This is a genomic window from Marinobacterium aestuariivivens (genome assembly GCF_042661465.1).
Classification (GTDB): Bacteria; Pseudomonadota; Gammaproteobacteria; order Pseudomonadales; family Balneatricaceae; genus Marinobacterium_A; species Marinobacterium_A aestuariivivens.
The window spans coordinates 55717-74990 of the sequence record NZ_JBHSWE010000002.1 but is presented as its reverse complement, the minus strand read 5'-3'; the positions used below and the strand labels follow the sequence as shown (position 1 = coordinate 74990).

Here is a 19274-nt window from a genome sequence, read left to right as displayed (position 1 = left end):
ACGCGCTCGCCTTCCGATATTGGGCGCCCGAACTACTACACCTGTCAGCATTAAGAGGATCGAAATATGGCAAGGAACCGCCGCGCCTCGGTCATCAACGACCTGGTCCATATAGCATCCAGGCTGCCGAGCTGGGCCAGCCTTGCATCGGCGCTGATCAGTTACCTGGTCCTTCACCATTTCGCCGACCGCCCCGTACAGGTAGCGACAAAGCCCGGCAGCGCACTGCCGACCAACATGGCGGACATCTTGTTCCAGCCACTGCTAAACGTACTGCAGTACGCAATCCCCATGGCCTTTCTATTTGGCGCCCTGATTTCCGCCGTCAAAGCTTTCAGCGGTCGCCGTCTAGCTAAGCAGTATCTCGTTACTCCCGCGGGCCAGAACAACGTTAGCAAGCCGGCTGAGAGCCACCACGGCACAGAAAATATGAGCTGGCAGCAGTTTGAACTGCTTGTCGGTCAGGCCTTCCGGCAGGCAGGCTACAGTGTGGTCGATGGTGGCGAGCAAGGCCCGGACGGTGGTGTCGATGTACACCTGAAGAAGGACGGCCAGACATTCCTCGTTCAGTGCAAACACTGGAGGGCTCGCAGTGTCGGTGTGTCGGTGGTGCGCGAGTTGTACGGTGTCATGACCGCGGCCGGCGCCAAAGGTGGTTTCGTCGTGACCTCCGGCGACTTCACAGAAGAAGCAAGGGCATTTGCGAACGGCAAGAGGATCAGCCTGATCGACGGAGCCAAGCTCGACACGATGCTCCGAAAAGCAGCACAGTCTGTACCAGAAGACGCTCTGAAACCGTCTGAGATTCACTCTGAGATTGTTCTGTGCCCACGTTGTTCATCCCCTATGGTGAAGCGTAGAGCCCGCCAGGGAGCGAATGTGGGACAGGAGTTCTGGGGTTGTTCTCGGTTTCCACAGTGTCGAGGTATCCGGAACTAGAGTTTCAGTTGGGGTGAACGCAGAATTCGGATCGGATAGGCTGTGACTGTTACCAGCCACAGCCCTCCTAAGAACCGTGCATGCGAGTTTCCCCCTTTATTGCCTTCCAGGCTTCGGGAGTCAACGACCAACGGGAGGCGACAGTGCTCACTCGACCGGGTGATAGACCGGATCGCCTTCGATCTCGTATCTGCCACTACTCCACCCTTGCTCCCAGGCATCAGACTCGATTGTTCGTGCTCCGTGGGGGTTTTCGCGACGCTCCCGACCATCGAGCCCCGCCCGATAGCCTGTCGCCTCTGCTGCATACCAACAACGCCGCAGTTCTTCTTGGCGATATTCGTCATCATCCCTGTACATTGCTGATCACTCTCCCCAGGCCCCGGCAAACAGCTCTCGCTCCTCTTGCCCGATCACCTGCAAATAGATTTCCGTTGTCTTGGTCGAGCTATGCCCCATCGCTTTAGCCAACACATGAATCGGCAATGGTCGGGCGGCCGTCACCATCGCGACACCGTACCCGTGCCGCAGCCCTTTCCCCGTCGCCTGCTTACCCTCGATCCCGGCCCGATCCATGACCCGCTTGATCAGCCGGTAGGCGGTCGGGCGACTCATCGACCACAAGCGGGCGCTGCCGGCGGCGGTGCCCTGCACCCGGCGCACGTCAAAAACCAGGTCTAACTGATCGATCAGGCGCTCCGGTACCGGCACGTTTCGGTACTGTGGCTGCTTGGCGCGCCCCTGCTTGTCCGTAGAGCGCTTTTTCAGGGACCGGAAGGTGATAGAGGCGGTTTCCACGCGCACGCGATCAGCGGTCAATGCCAGGGCCTCGGAGGGCCTGCACCCGGTATCATGCAGGACATAGCAAAACAGGCGATCCTCGGGGGATTCAGCGCCCGCTGCGGCGATGAACGCCTTTCGCTCCGCCGCCGTCAGGTAGAGACGATCACCGTCAGGGCTGTACAGCCGCATTTCGGGGGCAATTTCGCGCATGCTTCCGCGTATCCTGCAATGTGGTGTAATAGCTCAGGCTCGATTGGATCAATTGGGCATTGCCCTTGGTGTTTTCATTTTCAACTGCGCAGCGCAATCCATGATGTCACCCGCGTAAAATTGATAATGTCCAGCTCCGGCTCCACAGATTATGGGCTTGGGCATGATGACGCCTCTCAAGCGCCCCTCATTCCGGATGGCGTCTTTAAGCTCATTAACACTCACGCCAAGCAGGCGGGCGGCGTTAGCGACGCCGATGCGTTCCTTTCGAAAGTCCTTCATCGCTCACTCCTCTTTCCGTTCATTGGAATCGGCCTCACCGGGCATGGCAAGGGCCGACGACGCCCTTTGAATCAAACTATATATATTTTGATTCACGACAAGCCAAAAAACGCCCCGTTCGGGGCTATTTGGGGTCTGATGGTGCCCTTCGGGCCGGGCGCCGTGAATCACACTTAGTTATAGCGATTCACCGTCTTAGTCGTGATCTGTATCGATGTGAACGTGATCGGGATATCGTTCTCGGCGGCGATTACCCCGAAGCCATGTCGCAAGCCCTTCGGCATGGCCTGCGGTCCTTCAATATCGGCCATCTGCATCACCTCACGCACCTTGCACCAGGCCTTGGCCCTGCTCCAAGGCCAGAGTAACCGGTACCGCCCTCGGCCGAGCCGTTCCCCAACGTTGTCCACCTGGTCGAGAGCTTCGATTAGTTTGGGCGGCACGGGCACCGTCCGGAAATCCTTCGGCTTGCGTTTGCGGAGACTTTTAAAGGTCAGCGACTGGCGTTTGAGATCGACCATTCGAAGGTTAGTCAGCTCCAGGGCTTCGGTGAGATGGCAGCCGGTATAGGCCAGCACGCCGCAGAAGGTACGGACTTCGCCCAGACGAGTCGCCGTCGTCACTCGATCGGTGCCAAGTATCTGCCCCGGCATCTGGCGGAGTATTGCTACCGGTTCACCAACCGGTTTGGTCTGCGAGCCCTGTTGCCCAAGCTTGGCCGTCACGCTGCGCGAACACCGCCGATGCCGTACCGGCTGCTAAAGATGGCTGAGGTTTTTGGGTAATCAGCTAGGACTTTGCACCAGCAGTTCTTATATGCGTAAAGTACATATACCTTACTGGCAGGTGGTGTATTCACTTGTTCATCAATCCAGTGCTACTCTGAGGCTTGAGTATTTACTTTTGGCAAAACAGAGCACTGGGGCTGAATCTGACGGTATATGACCTGGCATACCGGCTCCCCAGACGTTTTCGCTGTCGTGATCACTCCATCCAGGAGCGTAAGCTCTGGCCCAAAGTTAAGTGCCTTACGGGCAGCGATCACCATGCTCATCTGATCTATCTTACTTTTCACTGCGCAGATCTGGATGGCTTGCCCTCGCAAATAGTCATACCCTGGCTTCATATTTAGGCAAGTGTCAATGCTATTAATCAGATTAAATGCAACTTCTTGCGCTTCAAGAGAGCTATGCATTCTTTTGGGGATGTCGTCAGTCATCACACCTACGGCCCCCAAACCTGTAAGAGCAGTGATGGCTGCAACCGCAATTTCTGGTGATGGTCCGCGCAATATTCCAACGCCGCAAATAACCCCCGCTATTATCGAGGCGACTCCATACGCCCATGATCCGTTAATAAAGAAACGTACCGCAACAGCGAATCCGATAAACAGTAAGATACCTGCCAGATAGCTCAAAGTTCGTTCTGACATGCAGAATTACCTTCTTTGAAGTAAATTCTTGTGGTAGGAAGTAATGGGTATCCGGATCTTGGATAGTTGAAACAGGGCCAGAGGTACCCTGCTCCAACAGTTTGAAAGGAACGGACCGTTCCGGAACAAATCACTCCTGAATGAGGAAGTCTTCTTTCTTAGCCCCTTTATCGATCCGTTCTTGGAAGACTTTCGGTGTACGGCCACGACCGGACCATTCGTGCGGAGTCCCGTCAGCATCAATCAGTCGGTACTTCGGTGCTACGCTTCCACGAACCCGACCTTTGCCGGCGCCAACTTTCTCAATGTCCTCTGGAGACAAACCAAGCTCCGCCAGCTGCTCTTGAATCTTGCGGATGGCCTCTAGGCGCTCTTGCTCTACAGCTTTTCTGGCCTCCTCTGCTTCAGCTTTTTCTTCCTTGATCTCTTCCAGATCTTGAATAGCCTTCGCAAGATCAGAGACGCTCAATTCTTGACACGCCTTGCGTAACGAGTTCTTACGCAGCAAAGTTGCTGTAAAATTAGTCTTTTCCATCATCACAACCTTCCTCAATAACCACAATATCTATTGTGCAATCTTAATATGCTATTGTATCCCATGAAAGCATAAAATAGTTCTTGTTGCCTTCTACACTCTCTCAGTTAGCTTTCCCCTTCCCATGGATCAATGATCATAAACTGAGCTTCGTCCCAGTCATTGACCGTGGCATCGCCAACAGCGAAAGCCATACGCATAGCAACTGTCGGCCTCCCAACCTTCATGAGATATGCGGCAGCACCGGCACACATTGCCTCTTGTCCTGAAGCGACATAGTTGCCCTCTTCATCCCATTCACCACCATTCTTCGAATGCACGGTCTTGTGGCAATGGAAAGTAGTCATGTCGTTCTCAACGATGTCCTTGACGATCCCTTCCAGTCTTCCAGGGGCAAGCTCAATTGCCCCCTCAATCCGGAACGGGCAGTTCTGGCAAGGCTTCTTCAATCGGAAGTGATCACTGAGCTTAGGCATCTTTTCTACCTGCTGCCTGTTTCAACCGGTCTGGAATTGGCGACAATATCACTTCCTCCGTCACCGGCCACTCGCCGCAGATCAGATGCAGGGAGTCACCGTCAATCTTGTAAGGGATCATCATTTGGTCATCCGCTAACAAGCAACATACCGGTTCACTGTCGTCAGGGAAGGACATGCTGGGAGGAGTTCCATCCAGCTTCGTGACACCGCGACACTGATATTCAGCCTCGCTATCAAGGCTGGCTCTCAACTCTTCGATGTAACCAATACCAATCATGCTTCCCATGGGCCTCAAGCCTGCGGCGACACTGGAGTAATTACCTTCCCCATAGAAATCGCGTAACGCCTTGTCCTGCATAAACATGCTACCGACAGGCCATGCCACCCAGATAAGAAAGGCCAGGCTAAACAGTATTGTTATAGCAGTCGTCATCGGTACTTTACTTCCTCGGGGTAGGTGTATTTGGTGCTTGATCACAACGCCTTATCAGCGAGCCACATTTCCCCGCTACCAATCATAGCGACAGCTGTGATCATCAGAAACCAGAGCGGACTAATGGACTAATCTCCCCTCTCTGTTCTATGTCTTCAGTGCAGTGTCTTATTCGATATAGCCAAGGCCCGGATTTGCACCTGTCCCATTTTGTCGGTGAACTGAATTTCAGACGGGTTTGAGGCGTGGGCCACGGTCAACAGAAACCGACAAAGCAATTTGCCCGCTTCTTCAGCTCCATGCTTGTTCAGGAAGACGGCCATGCTTTCCGCGAGCTGATTCTTATCCTGCTTCGCATCGCTCACAGGGCCAACTCCCGTTGTTCCTCAGTAGAGGCTTCCTCACCACCACCTTCAATCTCTGCGAGCTTCTCGCGCAGCGCCTGAAGCTCTTCAACATCCTCTCGGGTGAGGGTCAGGGTGAAAGTATCGCCATCTCCCCGAAGGGTATCCAGACGTCTGGTGATCGAGCTCACACTCTTGTGCATTGCTGCAACGACTTTCTTGGCGATCTTTGGGCTCTGCTTCTTCTCGACGTTTTTGCGGGTGACTTTCCTAGCCCTGTCGTCGCCATTCTCAGACTGAGCGTCTTTCAGCACCTGTACCGCCTGTTCTCCGTGCTCCCGAAACAATTCTGCGGCATAAGTCGCGGCGACCTCGCCTGCCTGGATCATCCTCTTCAGGTCCAGCGGTAGATCCAACAGCGCCCGTACCTGACGGACGTGCTCAGCAGTGCGGCCAACCCGCTCTGCGACTTCCTGGTCACTCCACCCCCAGTTGGCAAGACGCCCATAAATGACGGCCTTTTCGAGCGGCGTCAGTGGCAAGCCATCGTTACTGGTGGCGATCAGAAGCGTTTGCTCAGCCTCGTCACCCTTGTGTTCCAGAACCTGGATCTTGCGGATCTCTGCACCCTCTGAGATCGCCAGGAGAATGGCCCTACGGCGCCGATGGCCCTCACGGACATACACCTTGCCATCACGCACCTTGACGATAATTGGAGGCACATAGTCACCGCGCCGATATGCATCCGCCAGCGCACGAATCCCCGCTTTGATGTCGGGACGCTCATAGTAGTCTTCGCAGAACGCACCACGGGTGTTGAAGCCCTCTTCTTCCAGCAGCAAGTGTGGTGCCACTGAGAAAAGATCGCTCTTCGAGACATCGGACGACTCTCGATTCAAAGATTTCAATGAGTTTGCCTGTGCCATCGCGGACGCTCCTTTGACGTTTGGTCCATTCCTGTCGCATTTTATAGCACCATATTTTGATACTGTAAATAGGGCGGCATATTAACTATCAGCTCCACCAGCGCCAAATCTTTCACATGTGAAAGATTTGGCACTCTGCTCCGTCAGCACAAAGTATTTTGCCTCACTTCGTTCACTTACTGGCCAGGCACTGGCGCCCATTTTGGGCAAATACACCTTAATTATTGCGAATGGCCTTCCTTCAAACACACGAGAGGCTCAGGGCCAGATCTTTCACATGTGAAAGATTTTAGGGCTCAGGAGATGGGGGATGGCTTTTAGACCAAGACCAGTAATGCCTTGGCCAAGTCCATACAAAGACGTTCTAGCCTCATCTTCGGTATCGGCACAAACATCATAGGATCAGTATTAGCGATATTGATATTATAATATGATACTGTAATATAAAAAGAGAGGGCCGCAACGAAGGTCGAAGAACGGTGCGGCCCTCCCCACATACCACACATCAAGGAGACAAATGGTATGCGTACTCAGCATCTTATCAGAATGCGTGTCGCGCTTGTCGAATTCATGACTTGGCCTTTGCAAAAGCGCCAGCAATTCGTAGCTCGGGAGATGCCTGATACTCCCGGATTCATCAAAGCATCCCTGCTTCGCCCTGCTGCCTATTAAGACAGATCCCGAACCCCGCCAAGCGGGGTTCTTTGTTTTCACGGGACAGATAAGGAACCATTCATGACACCCTATGCGCGAGACCTTACAAAGCAAGCCCTTGATCTAATCGAGACTTCACGCTACCGGTTGGGCGTATCTCGATTCATTACTCAATTCATTGATCATTGGGCGTTCCAACAAACAGGGTTATATCCTCCTTCAGAGGAGATGCCGAATGAACTCGGCCAAACTGCTTGTGAGATATCCCACTTGCTTTCTGCGGCGATGAATGCGGATCCCACCAGCGACATTCTGGGGTACGTCCTGAGTGAGTCAGGTTTCTATAAGCAGGGTACGCAGTTTTATCCCACCCCTCCTGAAGTAGCTCGCCTGATGGCACTGATGACGTTCGATGAGCCACAACAAGACGGTCTCCACTTCTATGAGCCGTGCTGCGGGACCGGCATCAATACCATCGTATGGCTTGAACGACTGCTCGAATCCCGAGGCCCTGAGGGAATAGCTGAGGCGAAGTTGTACCTTGAAGACATCGACCGATTAATGGTCAAAGGCTGTATGCTCCAGCTCATGCATTATTTTGAATCGCGCCAGGTCTCGCCCGCCTTGATGAGCATCGTGGCGCTCAACACTATTTCCCGGCAACCTTCGGGAGTCGCTTACTACGCTGAGCAGACGCAAAAATCTATGGCTACCGGTGAAGAAAAAGCTAGCGTGCCCGTTGCGAAAGCATCTTGATTACATCGAGGAGGGAGAGTCAGGGGTGCCTTGCACCCCTGTTTGTCGTTGAAGCGGCTCAAGCCCTCTAGGAGTGGAAGTTAGAGCATCATGTAGTGTTTGAAAAAGGCGTCTCTATCGATAATTCCCCAGTCCGTCAGGATGTAATAGCCAGTGGCTCCTCGTTCACCACCAGTGTCCCGAATAAACAAGACCTTCATTCCAAACTCTGAGCGGATAGCTGACAGTTGGCGCTTTATCGTGGACTCAGGGATTTTGGTCGCCTGATGCAGATCATGTAGGCTGGGCTTTTCTGACCGTGATAACACATTGATTAGATCAAACTTCCGCTTCATGTCGTTGGATATCTTCATGTTCACCTTCAGACACCGGCCCCGTCCAGGGACCGGAGGATGAATCTGTTGTTATGCTTCCATGCTCACGAGCTCTATGTCTGAGGTCAGGACTTTGACAGATCTCTCCTTGTCGCCCTCAGCGACTTTCACCCAGACTTCTTTCGGATCCTTGCATACTCGGTCCAGTAAAAGGATACCACGCTTTACTTCTTTATCTGTTGCCACATTAACGACAACGATCAGTTCATGAGGCTGAGTAAACTTCCAATCCCGGTCTCCCTGAATGGGCGGCAAGGCGTCTCGGTGACCCGGCTCGGAATTCTTCTTCGAAGCCTTCTGACGCTTGGTGTCTTCGCTAGAATCTTCTTTGCTATCACTGCCCGCTTCGGTCTCTTCGACCTTACCACCGGAATCGTTACCAGGGCTTTGGCCAGAACGGCTCTGGTTGCTTTCCGGTTCAAGATCGCACTCTTCTCCCAAACCATCCAGCTCAGGATTTCCCGCTGCATCTCCAGCCCCATCTTCACCACCTAAAGCTGCGCCACTTGATTCTTTAGCAGCGTTTTCCATCTCCTCTATGATACGTCTGGCGTCATTCAAAAGGTCACGGCTTTGCTTGCGGGTGATGCCTTCATCCAAGGCAACGGCGCAAACAGCTCGGCACCTTTCCTCATTGAGGTCGAACAGCAAGCGTAGGTTGTTGAGCGTTTCAGTGTCACTGCACACCTCCTGGTCATACAGCTCCCGAACACAGTCAGGCATCTTCAGCAACGAAAGGTGCGTCGATACAAAGACGGGATTCTTGCCAATTCGCTGGGCTATCTCGTACTGCTTCCAGCCCTCATCTGCGAATTTCTTCAAGGCATTGGCGACTTCCAATGGAGCCAAGGCATCCCGCTGAATGTTTTCAATCAGTTCACCGGCAGTTTCATCCAGGTCGGTCTGAATCTTGTCATTCACAAGAATGTCGATGGTCTCTATGCCAGCAAGACGCAAAGCCCTCCAGCGACGTTCGCCTTTCTGGATAATGTACTTACCCTGTTGGTTTCTTGGATATACGATAATCGGGCTCTGCTGACCTTCAGCCTTCATGCTATCGGCCAGTTCCTCGATGTTTCTGAACCTCTTCCGAACCTGCTCTTTGGATTCAACTTCATCCAGGCTAACGGTGAGGACCTCTTTACCTTTCTTGCCAGTAGCGGCTTTAGCCAGATCTGATAGACCCTGCAAATTACCAATAGCCATGCGTTACCCCACTTTAGCCAACAGTTCTTTCAACACCGCTTCGACCTCTTTGGCCGCCACGTGGCCGTAACGAAGCTTCCACACTGGAATACCCTCAGTAATTGCGGAGTCAAGAGGTGGGCGGTGCATGATCTTGTTCTTGAACAAGATTTCTGGAACTGAGTTTTCCAGCTCTTTCAGTGAACGGTCGTGGTTCACTGAGCGATCCATGTCATTAATGATGATCCCCAGGATGTTCAGCTGCGTGTTGTAGCCTTCCCGGATGCCGATGATGGTATTGAGCAAACCTTCCACACCATCCACGGCAAAGCCAGAGAGCTTGACGGGACATACCACATGGGTTGACATCACAAGCGCCGCCACCAGCTTTCGCCCAAGGCTTGGCGGACAGTCGATCAGCACGTAATCGTACTCTTCAACCAGCTCTTTCAGATTTCTGGCTGGATTCATCGCCTGATCCAGCGGAACAGCCTCCATTTCGAAGAGCGCCGGGTCGTTTTTGGGTGTGTGGATCAAATCCATGCCTGATGGACAGTTGATGACTTCTATGCCGTCCATCGTGTGCCCAAACAGCTCCGCCGTTTTGGTGCCAGCTAGAATCGGTTCGAAGGAACCATCATCGTGCGTCTTCCTCGGGGCTAACCGGCTTGACGTGTTCCCCTGACCATCCATATCCACGACAAGCACTTTTTTCTTCCGTTTAAGGGAAAGATAAAAGGCTGTTTGGATACAAAGAGTGCTTTTGCCTACGCCACCTTTCTGGTTGGCGAAGCTAATCACTTTTGCCATACATCCCCTCGTCTATGTCGCACGGGAAGCCCCGCTTGTTTCACATGTGAAAGATTCTAACGCCCATATAATGATACTACAATATAGTTTTTTAGTTCTAACACAACAAATTTTGATACAAAAAAGCGGCCACCTGGCCGCCTTGTGCTGTTAGAGCCATCGATTTATAGGCAATTGCCAGCCTTCCGATAACCGGCTTCCCTCGCCTCGTCCTCAGATCTGAACTCCTCCACATTCCTTTCACTGACCCTGCTATAGCTCGGGCATCCTTCCGGCAAGTGATACACTCGGCTTCTCTTATTTCCTCTGATCAGAGCGAGATTTCTGGACGAGTCATCGCTACTAGCAGCCTGAGCACGGGCGGGCGTGGCAGTATAGCTTGCTACCTGGAGCCCGATAGCACTGTTCTTGTGGCCCAATGTCCACGCCTTTTCGCCAGTTACGAAAGGATTGTGGTGACCGACGAGCCTTGCGATGCGAGTGTCTCGTTCCCGTTCCCAGTCCATCACAGGGTGCTGTCGATCCCAGGCCATCATGAGCTGCTGCTGCTGACGGCTCATCCGGAGGTTGTACCGGTCATGGATATAGAAATAGATGCGAGCGACTTGCCCCTTTACTTCATCCCGAGGCTCCACAACCCGGCTCTTGAAATCGACCTTGAGGTCACATTTACCGTAGGCCGACGTCGCTTCTGGTAGCATACCGAATCGGTAATTTGAGCGGTCAGCGTTCGCTTCCCCGATGCTTACGACGAGATTGTGAGGGTCGGCCTCCATTATCCGGAATAATGGATCATTCTCCGCGCAGTTCTTCCTGCCACCATGCTGCCAGCACTGTCTCTGGTGCCCCATGAGCCACGCAGGAACAACGTGTTCCCACTCGGTTCTGCCAGCACGGTTCTCTTGGGCGCGAACTTCATATCCGCAGGAGGCCAAATCCACCCTGCCCCCCGATTCACCTACCCATAGCCAATCACACCCACAATAGAACGTGCCTTCACCTGCCCTAGTCTGGTCGAAGTAGACTTCCTTCTTGAGCAGCACTTTCGCTTCTCGGAAGCTGTCGATGTCCGCCAGTGCCGGGTCTACAAGCAGTAGCACCAGCAGCAAGCTCCATAGTTTCTTCATATGTCCTCCGTTACGGTCTCACCAGTTGCCACTCTATCTAGTCAAGGAAGAGGCTGACGCACCACTATCCGATCATCTGAGGCAGACATTGCCATCTCATGGTTTTCCACCACTCTCCACAGCAATTTGTTTGCGGCCACAGCCACCCCAGCATCTTCAATAGCCTGTTGAGCCACTAGGAGCACCTCCAGCTTGGCTGCTCGTAACGCCTCCAGATCTCTCTGACATTTCTCCGCCGTAGCTCTGGTCGCGTCCCGTATTGGCCCAAGTAAGTGATGAACCTGTTCCTTCGCTTCACCCAGGGCCGAGTCTGCAGAAGACAGGCTTATAAGAGACACAATGCTGCCAATATCAAAACGCCCGTTCAAATCGAGCATATCCAGCCCAAGGTCGATTATTTCCGGGCTCGTGTCATGGCTCAGTGCTTCCACCCTATCCCTATGCGCCTTTACTGCACGGGCGAAGGTCTCCACTGCTCTTTTGGCGTCTCCCATCTCACTGCTTGCGGAGATACTCGATATCGAAGACAGGGTCGAAATACCCTTGTTATCTGATGCGAGGTCGAACACCTCCATTGCTTGAGCAGATGATACGGCAGAATCAGCCTCGCCTATCTCCCTTAAAGCCCTCTTACCCAGGCAAACAAGCTTCTCGTTGCCTTCGTGAATCTCTTTGACGGCTCGATAGACTCGCTCAAACTCCACAATTTCCCTCTTTCGAGGGCTTGCCTCGATTGCCGCATCGAGCAACCGTGTTAGAACTTCCTGCTGCTTCGAGACGTGCTTCTGCCTTGCTAGCTCCATGGCCCGGTTCGCGGCCATGATGCTGTCTGTCAACTCGTCCACATGTTCACGGTACGACCATGATGACCTGAACTTATCCCACCAGCCCCGAGCTTCATGCTCCTGGGTGATCGTGTCGAGCCGCCCCAGATAATGACGTTTTTCTGCTTCCCAGGTCTCAGTTTCTTTTCGCAATGTTCGTACCGATTGAACGTATTCTTCGATAATTGCTTCCACGTCAGGCCCTCCCCAGCATAAGAGCTTGGCAGGCCGTCTCTTTGACAGCCTTCGGTTCGTACTTCAACGTTTCGGATGAAATCCCGCTTCGAGTTGCCGACTTTATATTAATGGACTCAATCAGTTGGCCTCTCCCTGTTGTGTTTGCCATTTCTTTCTCTTCCCCCTCAGCTTAAAGCATCACTTTATGCCCCCATAAAAGAAAGTAACCGCCAGTTTTCTTTCACATGTGAAAGATTCTTATCGCCTCAGGTGTATTCCGCGTTTGCGGGGAATACGAGAGTGGTGGCCCTATATCATCGCGAAACTATCGATCCCCTCCGTCCTGCGGGGAGCACCAATCTTTCATATGTGAAAGATTTCAGCCCCCAACAAGCTCACTGCTCTCTTGGCATCCGCCGCGTTTGCGGGATAGGACGTATCTAGCCTCTTTCCAGATAACGATCTAGAATTCACCCCTGCATGAAAGGGGAAGGAAATCTTTCACATGTGAAAGATTTTTATCGCCTCAGCTGTACTCAGCGCTTGCGGTGAACACGAGAGTAGAGGCCCTCTACCATCGTGAAACTATCGATCCCCTCCGTCCTGCGGGGAGCACCAATCTTCCACATGTGAAAGATTTCAGCCCTCAACAAGCTCACTGCTCTCTTGGCATCCGCCGCGCTTGCGGGACAGGACGTATCTAGCCTCTTTCCAGATGACGATCTAGGGTTCCACCCCTGCACGAGCAGGGAGGCAATCTTTCACATGTGAAAGATTTTTGTGCCCCCACGGTACTTCCGCGCTGGCGAGGACCACGCGAGCAGTGGACCTCCTCTGACATCGCCAATCTGCTGTTCTCCCTACACTCGTGGGGAATGCAGCTGCCAGATCCAGTCGTCACATCTTCGGCAGGCCGGGTAAGATCCTCTCTGCCTGTATCGTCCTGGTGCAGATAACTGCGACCGGGTACTCCCGACCATTTCTTTCACATGTGAAAAATTCCAGTCCCCCAACAATGCCACATTGCTCTTAGAATCCGCCGCGAATCCGCCGCGCCTACGGGACAGGACGTATCTAGCCTCTTTCCAGACAACGATCTAGGGTTCCACCCCTGCACGAGCGGGGAGGCAATCTTTCACATGTGAAAGATTTTTATGCCCCCACGGTACTTCCGCGCTGGCGAGGACCACGCGAGCAGTGGACCTCCTCTGACATCGCCACACCGCTGTTCTTCCTACACTCATGGGGAATGCGGCTGCCGGATCGAGTCGCCACACCTCCGGCAGGCTGGGTAAGATCTTCTCTTTCTGTATCGTCCGGGTGCAGATGACTGAGGCCGGGGACTCCCGGCCACTTCTTTCACATGTGAAAGATTTCTACCTGTTCACGGCGTCCTTCAGCCCCTTTCCGGCCTTGAATCCAGGAGCTTCGCAGCGGCGATATTGATGGTCTTGCCGGTCTGTGGGTTTCGCCCCATGCGCGCGCTTCGCTCCTTGACTTGGAAGGTCCCGAATCCGGTCAAAGCCACCGTGTCACCAGCCTTGAGTTCTTCCGTAATAGTCGCAACGACGGCGTTAATAGCGGCTTCGGCCTTCGCCTTGCTGATGTCTGCCGCCTCAGCTACCTTCACGATCAGTTCGCTTTTGTTCATGCTATTTTCCTACTTTGTTTCAACGTTGCATTGCCCCGCCTTCGCGGAACTCTCGAAGCAGCGAGTATGTCGATCTGCTTTCCTATCAACCACGATGGTTTGTGGGCTCCTGGGATGATTCCGGAGGTGGTAAGTAACGCTCCACCAGTGGCATAGTCAATATGAGAGCTCCATCCATGTGGAGGCGGGTAGGGGCCTTAACGATTCGGTCCATAAGCCATGTCCATGCATGTGTCAGCCGGTCATCCACATTCTCGTCAACTTCAATGGCCTCGACGAATTCCTCGAATCGCTCCTTACTTTCCCGAAACAGTCCGGTGCCCTTGCACTTTTCACTGATATCCCGGATCAAGTCTGCCTGACTGACAAGCATGTCTCTGGTGACGACCTCTGCATCTCCAAAGCTGTCGAACAGCTTTGTAATATCGTCGCTGATTTGCATGATGTCTCCTCAACGCTACAAACAATTGGCATAAACTGTGATCCCGGTAGAGCCAGCTATGAGCAGGAATATCATGGTACGCTGGAACCACTTTGTTGCGGCAAGCCTTGCCAGGTGTCGTCCCACCAACTGAAAGGGGCGAGTTCGATCTATGGCCCCCTATGCACCACCACATAGCCAGAATCAGCGCTCCAGTGATTGTGTAGGTTACTAGCGTAACCACGTCAAAGCCCCCATAATATTTACGCATAGACCCCGGCAATCATGATGACTAATGTTATGAGGGTGGTCGTTTTGATGCTGTCGCGCCATCTCCACTCCTGCCCTAAGCCGCAGATCAAGCCGAGCATGGTTAGAAGGAAGGGGACGTAGTAATGTTCTCCCTCCGCCTTAGCAACAAGCCTGCGAGAAGGCAGAGGATCTTTTTCTTTCACATGTGAAAGATTTACTTGTCGCTCACTGCGCCTTTCAGGCCCTAACCCGCTTTGAAGCTGTTTTTTGACCGCAGCTATCTTGATGGTTTCTCCGCCCTGCGGGTTCCGGTCTGTACGCAGCACCGTCCTGTACCTGGAAAACGCCGAAGCCCGTCAGCGCAACGCTGCCACCGCTTGCAAGCTCCTTGGTCACGGCGTCGGTCATTGCCTTGATGACTCGATCGGCTCACGCCAAGCTGACATCAGTTTGTTCGGCTACTTTCTCTACAAAGTCTTATTCGAGGTATTGGATTATCCGGCTTCAGCCGAGGCTTCACGACGCTTACGCAGACTCTCCCAAGCCGCTTCGCCGCTCAGGTTTTCTTTGCCTACTTCGTTGGCGAGCTTCAGCTCTCTGATGTTGTAGCGGAACCGCCTTCGGTCGTCGTCAAACATCGGGACGCCTGCTGAGGGGTACTTGGAGAGCTTGAATACTGCCTTCAGCGCTTCCTCATACCCCCAATCCATGCCGCTGGACAACGTCTCGGTTTTACCGTCATCCCAGCGTAGGTAGGTGCGGACATTCAGGCCCTTCAGATAAAGCGGGACGAGAAGAGTCTTGACAATCTCATCCGCTCGGATGTCCTTGTACGCGCACCAATGCGGGACCACAGACACAATGCCATTGTCCAATACGATGTCGCAGGCCAGTGTTGCATCCACGTTGTTGTTGATGTCTGTGCGAGCATAAATCTCGATGTAGCCCACTGATGAAGGCTGGATGCTGTCGATGAACTTCCAGAATGGAGGGTGAGATGTGCCATCCGAAACCCTTAAATGGCCGTCATGCTCAGCCAGAAAGCGATTCAACTGGCGGGTGAAGAATGCAGGTTCCACCTTATCGCTCAGGTTTTCCATCTTGCGCAGGGGGATCGAGGCACCTTCCTCGCTGTAGTATTCCCCAAAGAAAAAGTCGATGTTTTTAGCCATACAATAAGTTCCTCTCGGTTGTGGGATATGAGAAGTTGATTTGTTCTGGTGCGACAACTGGAGTACTCCAATCACGCGCAAGCTATAGTTTTGCGTCATCCGCATACCAGGCATCCACCTGATGCTTTAAACCCAACTGGGAAATCATCCCATGCTTGCCAGCTTTGCGACGGCCTTCATTCCCCAGTAGCCCCTGCTGCGGCTTGCGCTTCTTGCTCCGCCATCATCTTGCGGATCGCGGCCATAATGGCTTGGGCGGGTTGTGCTCCAGTCAAGAGCTGGGTCTTCCCCGTCGTGTTGTCTATAACGAATGTGGCAGGTGTACCATTAATGCCATGGCTTACCGCCTGTTGAGTATCAGCTTCAATCTTGTCGTTATAGCGCCCCTCGGCCATGCACTCCCGGACTTCGGAAACGTCAGCACCAACCCCTTCAATGATCTCTACCAGCGCTGGAACGCCTTGGCCGTTGCCGCGTGTATGCTTGAACACTTCCGCAAGGAACACCCAAAAGCCTTGGTTGCCCTGTTGCTCTCGGACACACTCTGCTGCCAATGCCTGCTGATTAGCCGCCGGGTTGTGAAATGACAGGGGCAGGTGTTTCCACTGCCAATTCACATTCCCCTTGCTGGCATCAACAATTTGTTTCGGGGTATCGTGGAACCGTTTGCAGAACGGACACTCCAGATCAGAGAACTCCACCAGGGTAAACCGGGCATTAACATTGCCGTAGATGCTCTTTCCTCCCGGTACCGGCTCGGCGGCAGCCGCATACTCTTCATATTTGGCATCGATCTGCTCTTTCAGTTTCTTCTGCGCGAGTGTTTCCAAGCTCCGCGCCACTGCGTACTGGAAGTCTTCCGGAGCCGTTTGATTCTGCGCTGCCTCGCTAACTTCGACTCGGAGCTCAGTTACCTCGGCCTGAAGGGCAGAAACGGCTTTGGTCGTGTAGAACATCCCGGCGCTAGCAATGCCCAGCACACCGATAAGCGCTGCCCCCATCAAGATCATCGGGCCATTCGCCTTGGTCTTCTTCTGTCTTTTTCTCATGCTACGTTGTTCCTTCAGTACACGCGGATCGAGGCTTCCTGGGTAAAAGCGGATACGGCAACTTTGGCCCGTTGTGTCAGCTTCTGTAGCAAGTCTCGGGAAGGGCTGTAGTCCACCAGGTTGGTTTCCCCAATCACATCCCGCGCCAGCGAGTTCATGCTGCCCAGGCCGTCGATCAAGCCTATTTCCAGAGCCTGTTCGCCATTCCAGATAAGCCCGGAGAAAATACGCGGATCATTTTTCAGTCGGTCGCCACGGCCTTCTTTTACACGCTGGATGAATTGCTGATGGGTCTTTGCCAACACAGACTCCCAGAACTCTCGGGTTTGCTTGTTGAGAGGAGAGAACGGATCCAGCAGGGCCTTATTGTCACCTGCCGTAATGGCTCGACGCTCGATGCCCAGTTTTTCCATCAAACCAGTGAATCCAAACCCTGAAGAGATCACGCCAATGGACCCAACAAGGCTGGCCTGATCCGCATATATCTCATCGGCAGCCGCCGCGATGTAGTATCCACCTGACGCGCCGATGTCACCGATCACCGCGTACACTTTCTTATCTGGGTGAAGCGCTTTTTGAGCACGGATCTCTTCATACACTCTCCCTGATTGGACAGGGCTACCGCCAGGACTATCGATACGGAGCACCACTGCCTTAGCATTGTCATTCTCAAACGCCGCCTGGATCGACGGAATTAGGTGGTCTGCATCAGCTACCGTGCCAACCGCGATCTCTCCGCGAATGTTGATATAGGCGGTATGAGTCCCTTGCGCGTCACCAATATCCCACGGCATACCAGACGAGCCAGCCCCAAGGCTCAATACGGCCACTATCATCAAGATCAGGGCCACAGCCCTCAGAATCTTCAAGGCTATCCGGTAACGCCTGTCCTTCACTTGCTCCTTATGAAGAGTGAACATATAGTCCCGCAACAACTCCCTTTCCCAAGGAATACCGTTCGTTTGCTCAGACATCAGACTTATTCCTCATGACATTTCTTGAAGCAGACTGAATACATTCGCGCCACTCATCATTGGTCATCTTGGAAGGGGGCACACGAAGTTTTCTAATCTGCCGATGGAATCGTTGATAATCGACTCCGTAAACATCTGTGATTCCTTTGATGGATCAGTAAGCCTTGCCACCTCCCGAGGCTCTCAACTTAAAGCGCCCTGGCGCGTACTGATCCTTGAAGACTGTAGTGTGCTCTGATGTGACAAGTTTGGAATCCAACGCACCAAGCAAGTGCTTGGCCCTGGCAATTACCTGATAAAGCACCTGCTCCAGATGCAGAGCATCCATAACCCGTACTGGGAGCGCGTTGTCACCACACTTTTCGAGCCCCAGTGACCGCATGTAATCCGGAGTTGATGAATATCGGAACGCACCGTCATACTCGAACAGGTAAGACGCCAAATTCCCACGCAGCTTGCTCTTGAATCGCTGATTGGCTGCTTTTTCGGGGTTGATAAGAAGCTGATTGGTGGGGATGCCCAGTTGCTCTCCTGCCAACTCAACCCCTTCCTTATGTACCCAGTACCCGGTACGGAACCCGATATCCGCCAACTCTTTTTCATTCACTCCTTTGTCCAAGAGCAGGGAATATGCGAAAGGGGCACGAATCTCTGCCATATCAGACCCCAATAATTCCCTTCAGAACGCCGCCAACCTGCTGGCACAGGAGGCTAAATGCCGGTGTCAGCACCATTGAGGTCAGGGACATGGCAACTGCCATGGCTGGCACCTTCCGGACCAAAGGAATCGCCCAGGGCATCAGAGCGCATTGGGCAGCCACAATGGCGCCAAGAGTTCCCAGTTCAGGGAAGGCGACACTCTGTAAAAGGATGAAGACGCACTGGGCGAAACCAGCCTGCATCAGCTTGCTATTGTCGATCTGTCCGGAACGAACTGTTTCTGCGGTTTTAGTCATCGTTCTATCCTTATGCTACGTCAGCTTCCCGAAGAACCGCTCATAGATCTCCGGATCCGCGCTTATCAATTTCCTCGAAGGCCTTCGATGCGGCCTTCCTTCGCCGACTTGCCCGAAATCGCATCAGGCCCTGCGACTCGATCTCTTCCTTTACCAGGCCCCAAGTCAAGAACCACGCAACGAAGCCAAGAAGAATGCTGAGTCCGATTTTCTGAAAGAACAGGGCGGAAGCGGATGCTGCGATCACCGCCACCGTCATTATGCTTCGCTGACCACAAGCCATGGGCACCTCCTGGGATTTACGATACACGAATCCCAGAATATGCAAGCCCGCACTTTTGACCTTTTTGGGTACTTACAGCGATTTCTCAGAATCTTTCACATGTGAAAGATTTCAGAGCCCCGCAGGGTCACACCATTCTTGGAATCTGCCACGTCTACGGGACAGGACGGATCTGTCTCTTTCCAGGTATCTAGGATTCCCCCTGCACGAGCAGGGCAGGCAATCTTTCACATGTGAAAGATTTTC

25 protein-coding genes and 2 pseudogenes are annotated in these 19274 nt (G+C 53.2%); 3 read left to right on the top strand and 24 right to left on the bottom strand.

What is annotated here, in order from left to right; genetic code table 11:
• Positions 1–66: 66 nt before the first annotated feature.
• Positions 67–939: a restriction endonuclease gene (locus ACFQDL_RS31230; protein ID WP_379913688.1), complete on the top strand. Its 873-nt coding sequence runs from the start codon at positions 67–69 to the stop codon at positions 937–939.
• 147 nt (positions 940–1086) lie between these two features.
• Here ACFQDL_RS31230 and ACFQDL_RS33135 read toward each other — a convergent pair whose 3' ends face one another.
• The 4 genes from ACFQDL_RS33135 to ACFQDL_RS31215 form a co-directional block, all read right to left on the bottom strand.
• A complete protein-coding gene (locus tag ACFQDL_RS33135) occupies positions 1087–1299 on the bottom strand; it encodes a ribosome modulation factor (protein WP_465264023.1) in 213 nt (70 codons plus the stop codon).
• Between the two features lie 6 nt (positions 1300–1305).
• Positions 1306–1932, bottom strand: coding sequence for a tyrosine-type recombinase/integrase (locus ACFQDL_RS31225; protein ID WP_379913686.1), 627 nt, complete (start codon positions 1930–1932; stop codon positions 1306–1308).
• A 48-nt stretch (positions 1933–1980) separates the two neighbouring features.
• Entirely contained in the window at positions 1981–2214 is a 234-nt protein-coding gene (locus ACFQDL_RS31220; protein ID WP_379913684.1) for a hypothetical protein, read from the bottom strand.
• 173 nt (positions 2215–2387) lie between these two features.
• The gene (locus tag ACFQDL_RS31215) at positions 2388–2735 is read right to left on the bottom strand and encodes a hypothetical protein (protein WP_379913682.1); all 348 of its coding nucleotides are present in this window, start codon (positions 2733–2735) and stop codon (positions 2388–2390) included.
• Positions 2736–2834: 99 nt separating this feature from the next.
• Here ACFQDL_RS31215 and ACFQDL_RS31210 point away from each other — a divergent pair.
• Positions 2835–2999: pseudogene (locus ACFQDL_RS31210) on the top strand (IS1595 family transposase); the annotation flags it as partial.
• A gap of 92 nt (positions 3000–3091) precedes the next feature.
• Here the strand turns inward: ACFQDL_RS31210 and ACFQDL_RS31205 are convergent.
• The 6 genes from ACFQDL_RS31205 to ACFQDL_RS31180 form a co-directional block, all read right to left on the bottom strand.
• Complete coding sequence (locus tag ACFQDL_RS31205) at positions 3092–3646, bottom strand: hypothetical protein (protein WP_379913680.1); 555 nt, start codon at positions 3644–3646, stop codon at positions 3092–3094.
• Between the two features lie 130 nt (positions 3647–3776).
• On the bottom strand, positions 3777–4184 hold the full coding sequence (locus tag ACFQDL_RS31200; RefSeq protein ID WP_379913678.1) for an H-NS histone family protein: 408 nt from the start codon (positions 4182–4184) through the stop codon (positions 3777–3779).
• Between the two features lie 104 nt (positions 4185–4288).
• Positions 4289–4657: a hypothetical protein gene (locus tag ACFQDL_RS31195; protein ID WP_379913676.1), complete on the bottom strand. Its 369-nt coding sequence runs from the start codon at positions 4655–4657 to the stop codon at positions 4289–4291.
• Positions 4650–5093: a hypothetical protein gene (locus ACFQDL_RS31190; protein ID WP_379913674.1), complete on the bottom strand. Its 444-nt coding sequence runs from the start codon at positions 5091–5093 to the stop codon at positions 4650–4652. Before ACFQDL_RS31190 ends, ACFQDL_RS31195 begins: the two co-directional genes overlap by 8 nt.
• Positions 5094–5248: 155 nt before the next feature.
• On the bottom strand, positions 5249–5458 hold the full coding sequence (locus ACFQDL_RS31185; protein ID WP_379913672.1) for a hypothetical protein: 210 nt from the start codon (positions 5456–5458) through the stop codon (positions 5249–5251).
• Positions 5455–6363 carry a ParB/RepB/Spo0J family partition protein gene (locus tag ACFQDL_RS31180; RefSeq protein WP_379913670.1) on the bottom strand — a complete coding sequence of 303 codons (909 nt, stop codon included), beginning with the start codon at positions 6361–6363 and terminating at the stop codon, positions 5455–5457. The genes ACFQDL_RS31185 and ACFQDL_RS31180 overlap by 4 nt, the downstream gene beginning before the upstream one ends.
• 735 nt (positions 6364–7098) lie before the next feature.
• On the opposite strand from ACFQDL_RS31180, the gene ACFQDL_RS31175 reads away from it, so the two are divergent.
• Entirely contained in the window at positions 7099–7773 is a 675-nt protein-coding gene (locus tag ACFQDL_RS31175) for a TRM11 family methyltransferase (protein WP_379913668.1), read from the top strand.
• A gap of 80 nt (positions 7774–7853) precedes the next feature.
• Here ACFQDL_RS31175 and ACFQDL_RS31170 read toward each other — a convergent pair whose 3' ends face one another.
• From ACFQDL_RS31170 to ACFQDL_RS31105, 14 genes and pseudogenes are all read right to left on the bottom strand, one after another.
• Positions 7854–8126 (bottom strand): helix-turn-helix domain-containing protein, encoded by a 273-nt coding sequence (locus ACFQDL_RS31170; protein WP_379914192.1) that lies wholly within the window; start codon positions 8124–8126, stop codon positions 7854–7856.
• 51 nt (positions 8127–8177) lie between these two features.
• Positions 8178–9353 (bottom strand): ParB/RepB/Spo0J family partition protein, encoded by a 1176-nt coding sequence (locus tag ACFQDL_RS31165; RefSeq protein ID WP_379913667.1) that lies wholly within the window; start codon positions 9351–9353, stop codon positions 8178–8180.
• A 3-nt stretch (positions 9354–9356) separates the two neighbouring features.
• Complete coding sequence (locus tag ACFQDL_RS31160; RefSeq protein ID WP_379913665.1) at positions 9357–10142, bottom strand: ParA family protein; 786 nt, start codon at positions 10140–10142, stop codon at positions 9357–9359.
• A 164-nt stretch (positions 10143–10306) separates the two neighbouring features.
• Positions 10307–11269 carry an endonuclease gene (locus tag ACFQDL_RS31155; RefSeq protein WP_379913663.1) on the bottom strand — a complete coding sequence of 321 codons (963 nt, stop codon included), beginning with the start codon at positions 11267–11269 and terminating at the stop codon, positions 10307–10309.
• A 41-nt stretch (positions 11270–11310) separates the two neighbouring features.
• Complete coding sequence (locus ACFQDL_RS31150; RefSeq protein ID WP_379913661.1) at positions 11311–12288, bottom strand: hypothetical protein; 978 nt, start codon at positions 12286–12288, stop codon at positions 11311–11313.
• Positions 12289–13646: 1358 nt separating this feature from the next.
• A pseudogene (locus ACFQDL_RS31145) lies at positions 13647–13921 on the bottom strand (HU family DNA-binding protein).
• An 85-nt stretch (positions 13922–14006) separates the two neighbouring features.
• A complete protein-coding gene (locus ACFQDL_RS31140) occupies positions 14007–14363 on the bottom strand; it encodes a hypothetical protein (protein ID WP_379913659.1) in 357 nt (118 codons plus the stop codon).
• Between the two features lie 242 nt (positions 14364–14605).
• The gene (locus ACFQDL_RS31135) at positions 14606–14920 is read right to left on the bottom strand and encodes an HU family DNA-binding protein (protein WP_379914214.1); all 315 of its coding nucleotides are present in this window, start codon (positions 14918–14920) and stop codon (positions 14606–14608) included.
• A gap of 168 nt (positions 14921–15088) precedes the next feature.
• Entirely contained in the window at positions 15089–15766 is a 678-nt protein-coding gene (locus ACFQDL_RS31130; protein ID WP_379913657.1) for a hypothetical protein, read from the bottom strand.
• 176 nt (positions 15767–15942) lie between these two features.
• Complete coding sequence (locus tag ACFQDL_RS31125) at positions 15943–16815, bottom strand: DsbA family protein (protein WP_379913655.1); 873 nt, start codon at positions 16813–16815, stop codon at positions 15943–15945.
• 14 nt (positions 16816–16829) lie between these two features.
• A complete protein-coding gene (gene sppA, locus ACFQDL_RS31120) occupies positions 16830–17789 on the bottom strand; it encodes a signal peptide peptidase SppA (RefSeq protein ID WP_379913653.1) in 960 nt (319 codons plus the stop codon).
• A 154-nt stretch (positions 17790–17943) separates the two neighbouring features.
• Positions 17944–18447: a hypothetical protein gene (locus tag ACFQDL_RS31115; RefSeq protein WP_379913651.1), complete on the bottom strand. Its 504-nt coding sequence runs from the start codon at positions 18445–18447 to the stop codon at positions 17944–17946.
• Between the two features lies 1 nt (position 18448).
• Positions 18449–18745: a hypothetical protein gene (locus ACFQDL_RS31110; RefSeq protein ID WP_379913650.1), complete on the bottom strand. Its 297-nt coding sequence runs from the start codon at positions 18743–18745 to the stop codon at positions 18449–18451.
• A 40-nt stretch (positions 18746–18785) separates the two neighbouring features.
• A complete protein-coding gene (locus ACFQDL_RS31105) occupies positions 18786–19028 on the bottom strand; it encodes a hypothetical protein (protein WP_379913648.1) in 243 nt (80 codons plus the stop codon).
• Positions 19029–19274 lie beyond the last annotated feature (246 nt).

Coding starts and splice junctions, on each gene's coding strand:
- ACFQDL_RS31155 (WP_379913663.1), bottom strand. CDS start 11,269: ATGAAGAAACTATGGAGCTTGCTGCTGGTGCTACTGCTTGTAGACCCG.
- ACFQDL_RS31220 (WP_379913684.1), bottom strand. CDS start 2,214: ATGAAGGACTTTCGAAAGGAACGCATCGGCGTCGCTAACGCCGCCCGC.
- ACFQDL_RS31160 (WP_379913665.1), bottom strand. CDS start 10,142: ATGGCAAAAGTGATTAGCTTCGCCAACCAGAAAGGTGGCGTAGGCAAA.
- ACFQDL_RS31230 (WP_379913688.1), top strand. CDS start 67: ATGGCAAGGAACCGCCGCGCCTCGGTCATCAACGACCTGGTCCATATA.
- ACFQDL_RS31140 (WP_379913659.1), bottom strand. CDS start 14,363: ATGCAAATCAGCGACGATATTACAAAGCTGTTCGACAGCTTTGGAGAT.
- ACFQDL_RS31215 (WP_379913682.1), bottom strand. CDS start 2,735: ATGGTCGATCTCAAACGCCAGTCGCTGACCTTTAAAAGTCTCCGCAAA.
- ACFQDL_RS31190 (WP_379913674.1), bottom strand. CDS start 5,093: ATGACGACTGCTATAACAATACTGTTTAGCCTGGCCTTTCTTATCTGG.
- ACFQDL_RS31180 (WP_379913670.1), bottom strand. CDS start 6,363: ATGGCACAGGCAAACTCATTGAAATCTTTGAATCGAGAGTCGTCCGAT.
- ACFQDL_RS31105 (WP_379913648.1), bottom strand. CDS start 19,028: ATGGCTTGTGGTCAGCGAAGCATAATGACGGTGGCGGTGATCGCAGCA.
- ACFQDL_RS31110 (WP_379913650.1), bottom strand. CDS start 18,745: ATGACTAAAACCGCAGAAACAGTTCGTTCCGGACAGATCGACAATAGC.
- ACFQDL_RS31200 (WP_379913678.1), bottom strand. CDS start 4,184: ATGATGGAAAAGACTAATTTTACAGCAACTTTGCTGCGTAAGAACTCG.
- sppA (WP_379913653.1), bottom strand. CDS start 17,789: ATGTCTGAGCAAACGAACGGTATTCCTTGGGAAAGGGAGTTGTTGCGG.
- ACFQDL_RS31205 (WP_379913680.1), bottom strand. CDS start 3,646: ATGTCAGAACGAACTTTGAGCTATCTGGCAGGTATCTTACTGTTTATC.
- ACFQDL_RS31175 (WP_379913668.1), top strand. CDS start 7,099: ATGACACCCTATGCGCGAGACCTTACAAAGCAAGCCCTTGATCTAATC.
- ACFQDL_RS31170 (WP_379914192.1), bottom strand. CDS start 8,126: ATGAAGATATCCAACGACATGAAGCGGAAGTTTGATCTAATCAATGTG.
- ACFQDL_RS31130 (WP_379913657.1), bottom strand. CDS start 15,766: ATGGCTAAAAACATCGACTTTTTCTTTGGGGAATACTACAGCGAGGAA.
- ACFQDL_RS31225 (WP_379913686.1), bottom strand. CDS start 1,932: ATGCGCGAAATTGCCCCCGAAATGCGGCTGTACAGCCCTGACGGTGAT.
- ACFQDL_RS31125 (WP_379913655.1), bottom strand. CDS start 16,815: ATGAGAAAAAGACAGAAGAAGACCAAGGCGAATGGCCCGATGATCTTG.
- ACFQDL_RS31195 (WP_379913676.1), bottom strand. CDS start 4,657: ATGCCTAAGCTCAGTGATCACTTCCGATTGAAGAAGCCTTGCCAGAAC.
- ACFQDL_RS31115 (WP_379913651.1), bottom strand. CDS start 18,447: ATGGCAGAGATTCGTGCCCCTTTCGCATATTCCCTGCTCTTGGACAAA.
- ACFQDL_RS31165 (WP_379913667.1), bottom strand. CDS start 9,353: ATGGCTATTGGTAATTTGCAGGGTCTATCAGATCTGGCTAAAGCCGCT.
- ACFQDL_RS33135 (WP_465264023.1), bottom strand. CDS start 1,299: ATGTACAGGGATGATGACGAATATCGCCAAGAAGAACTGCGGCGTTGT.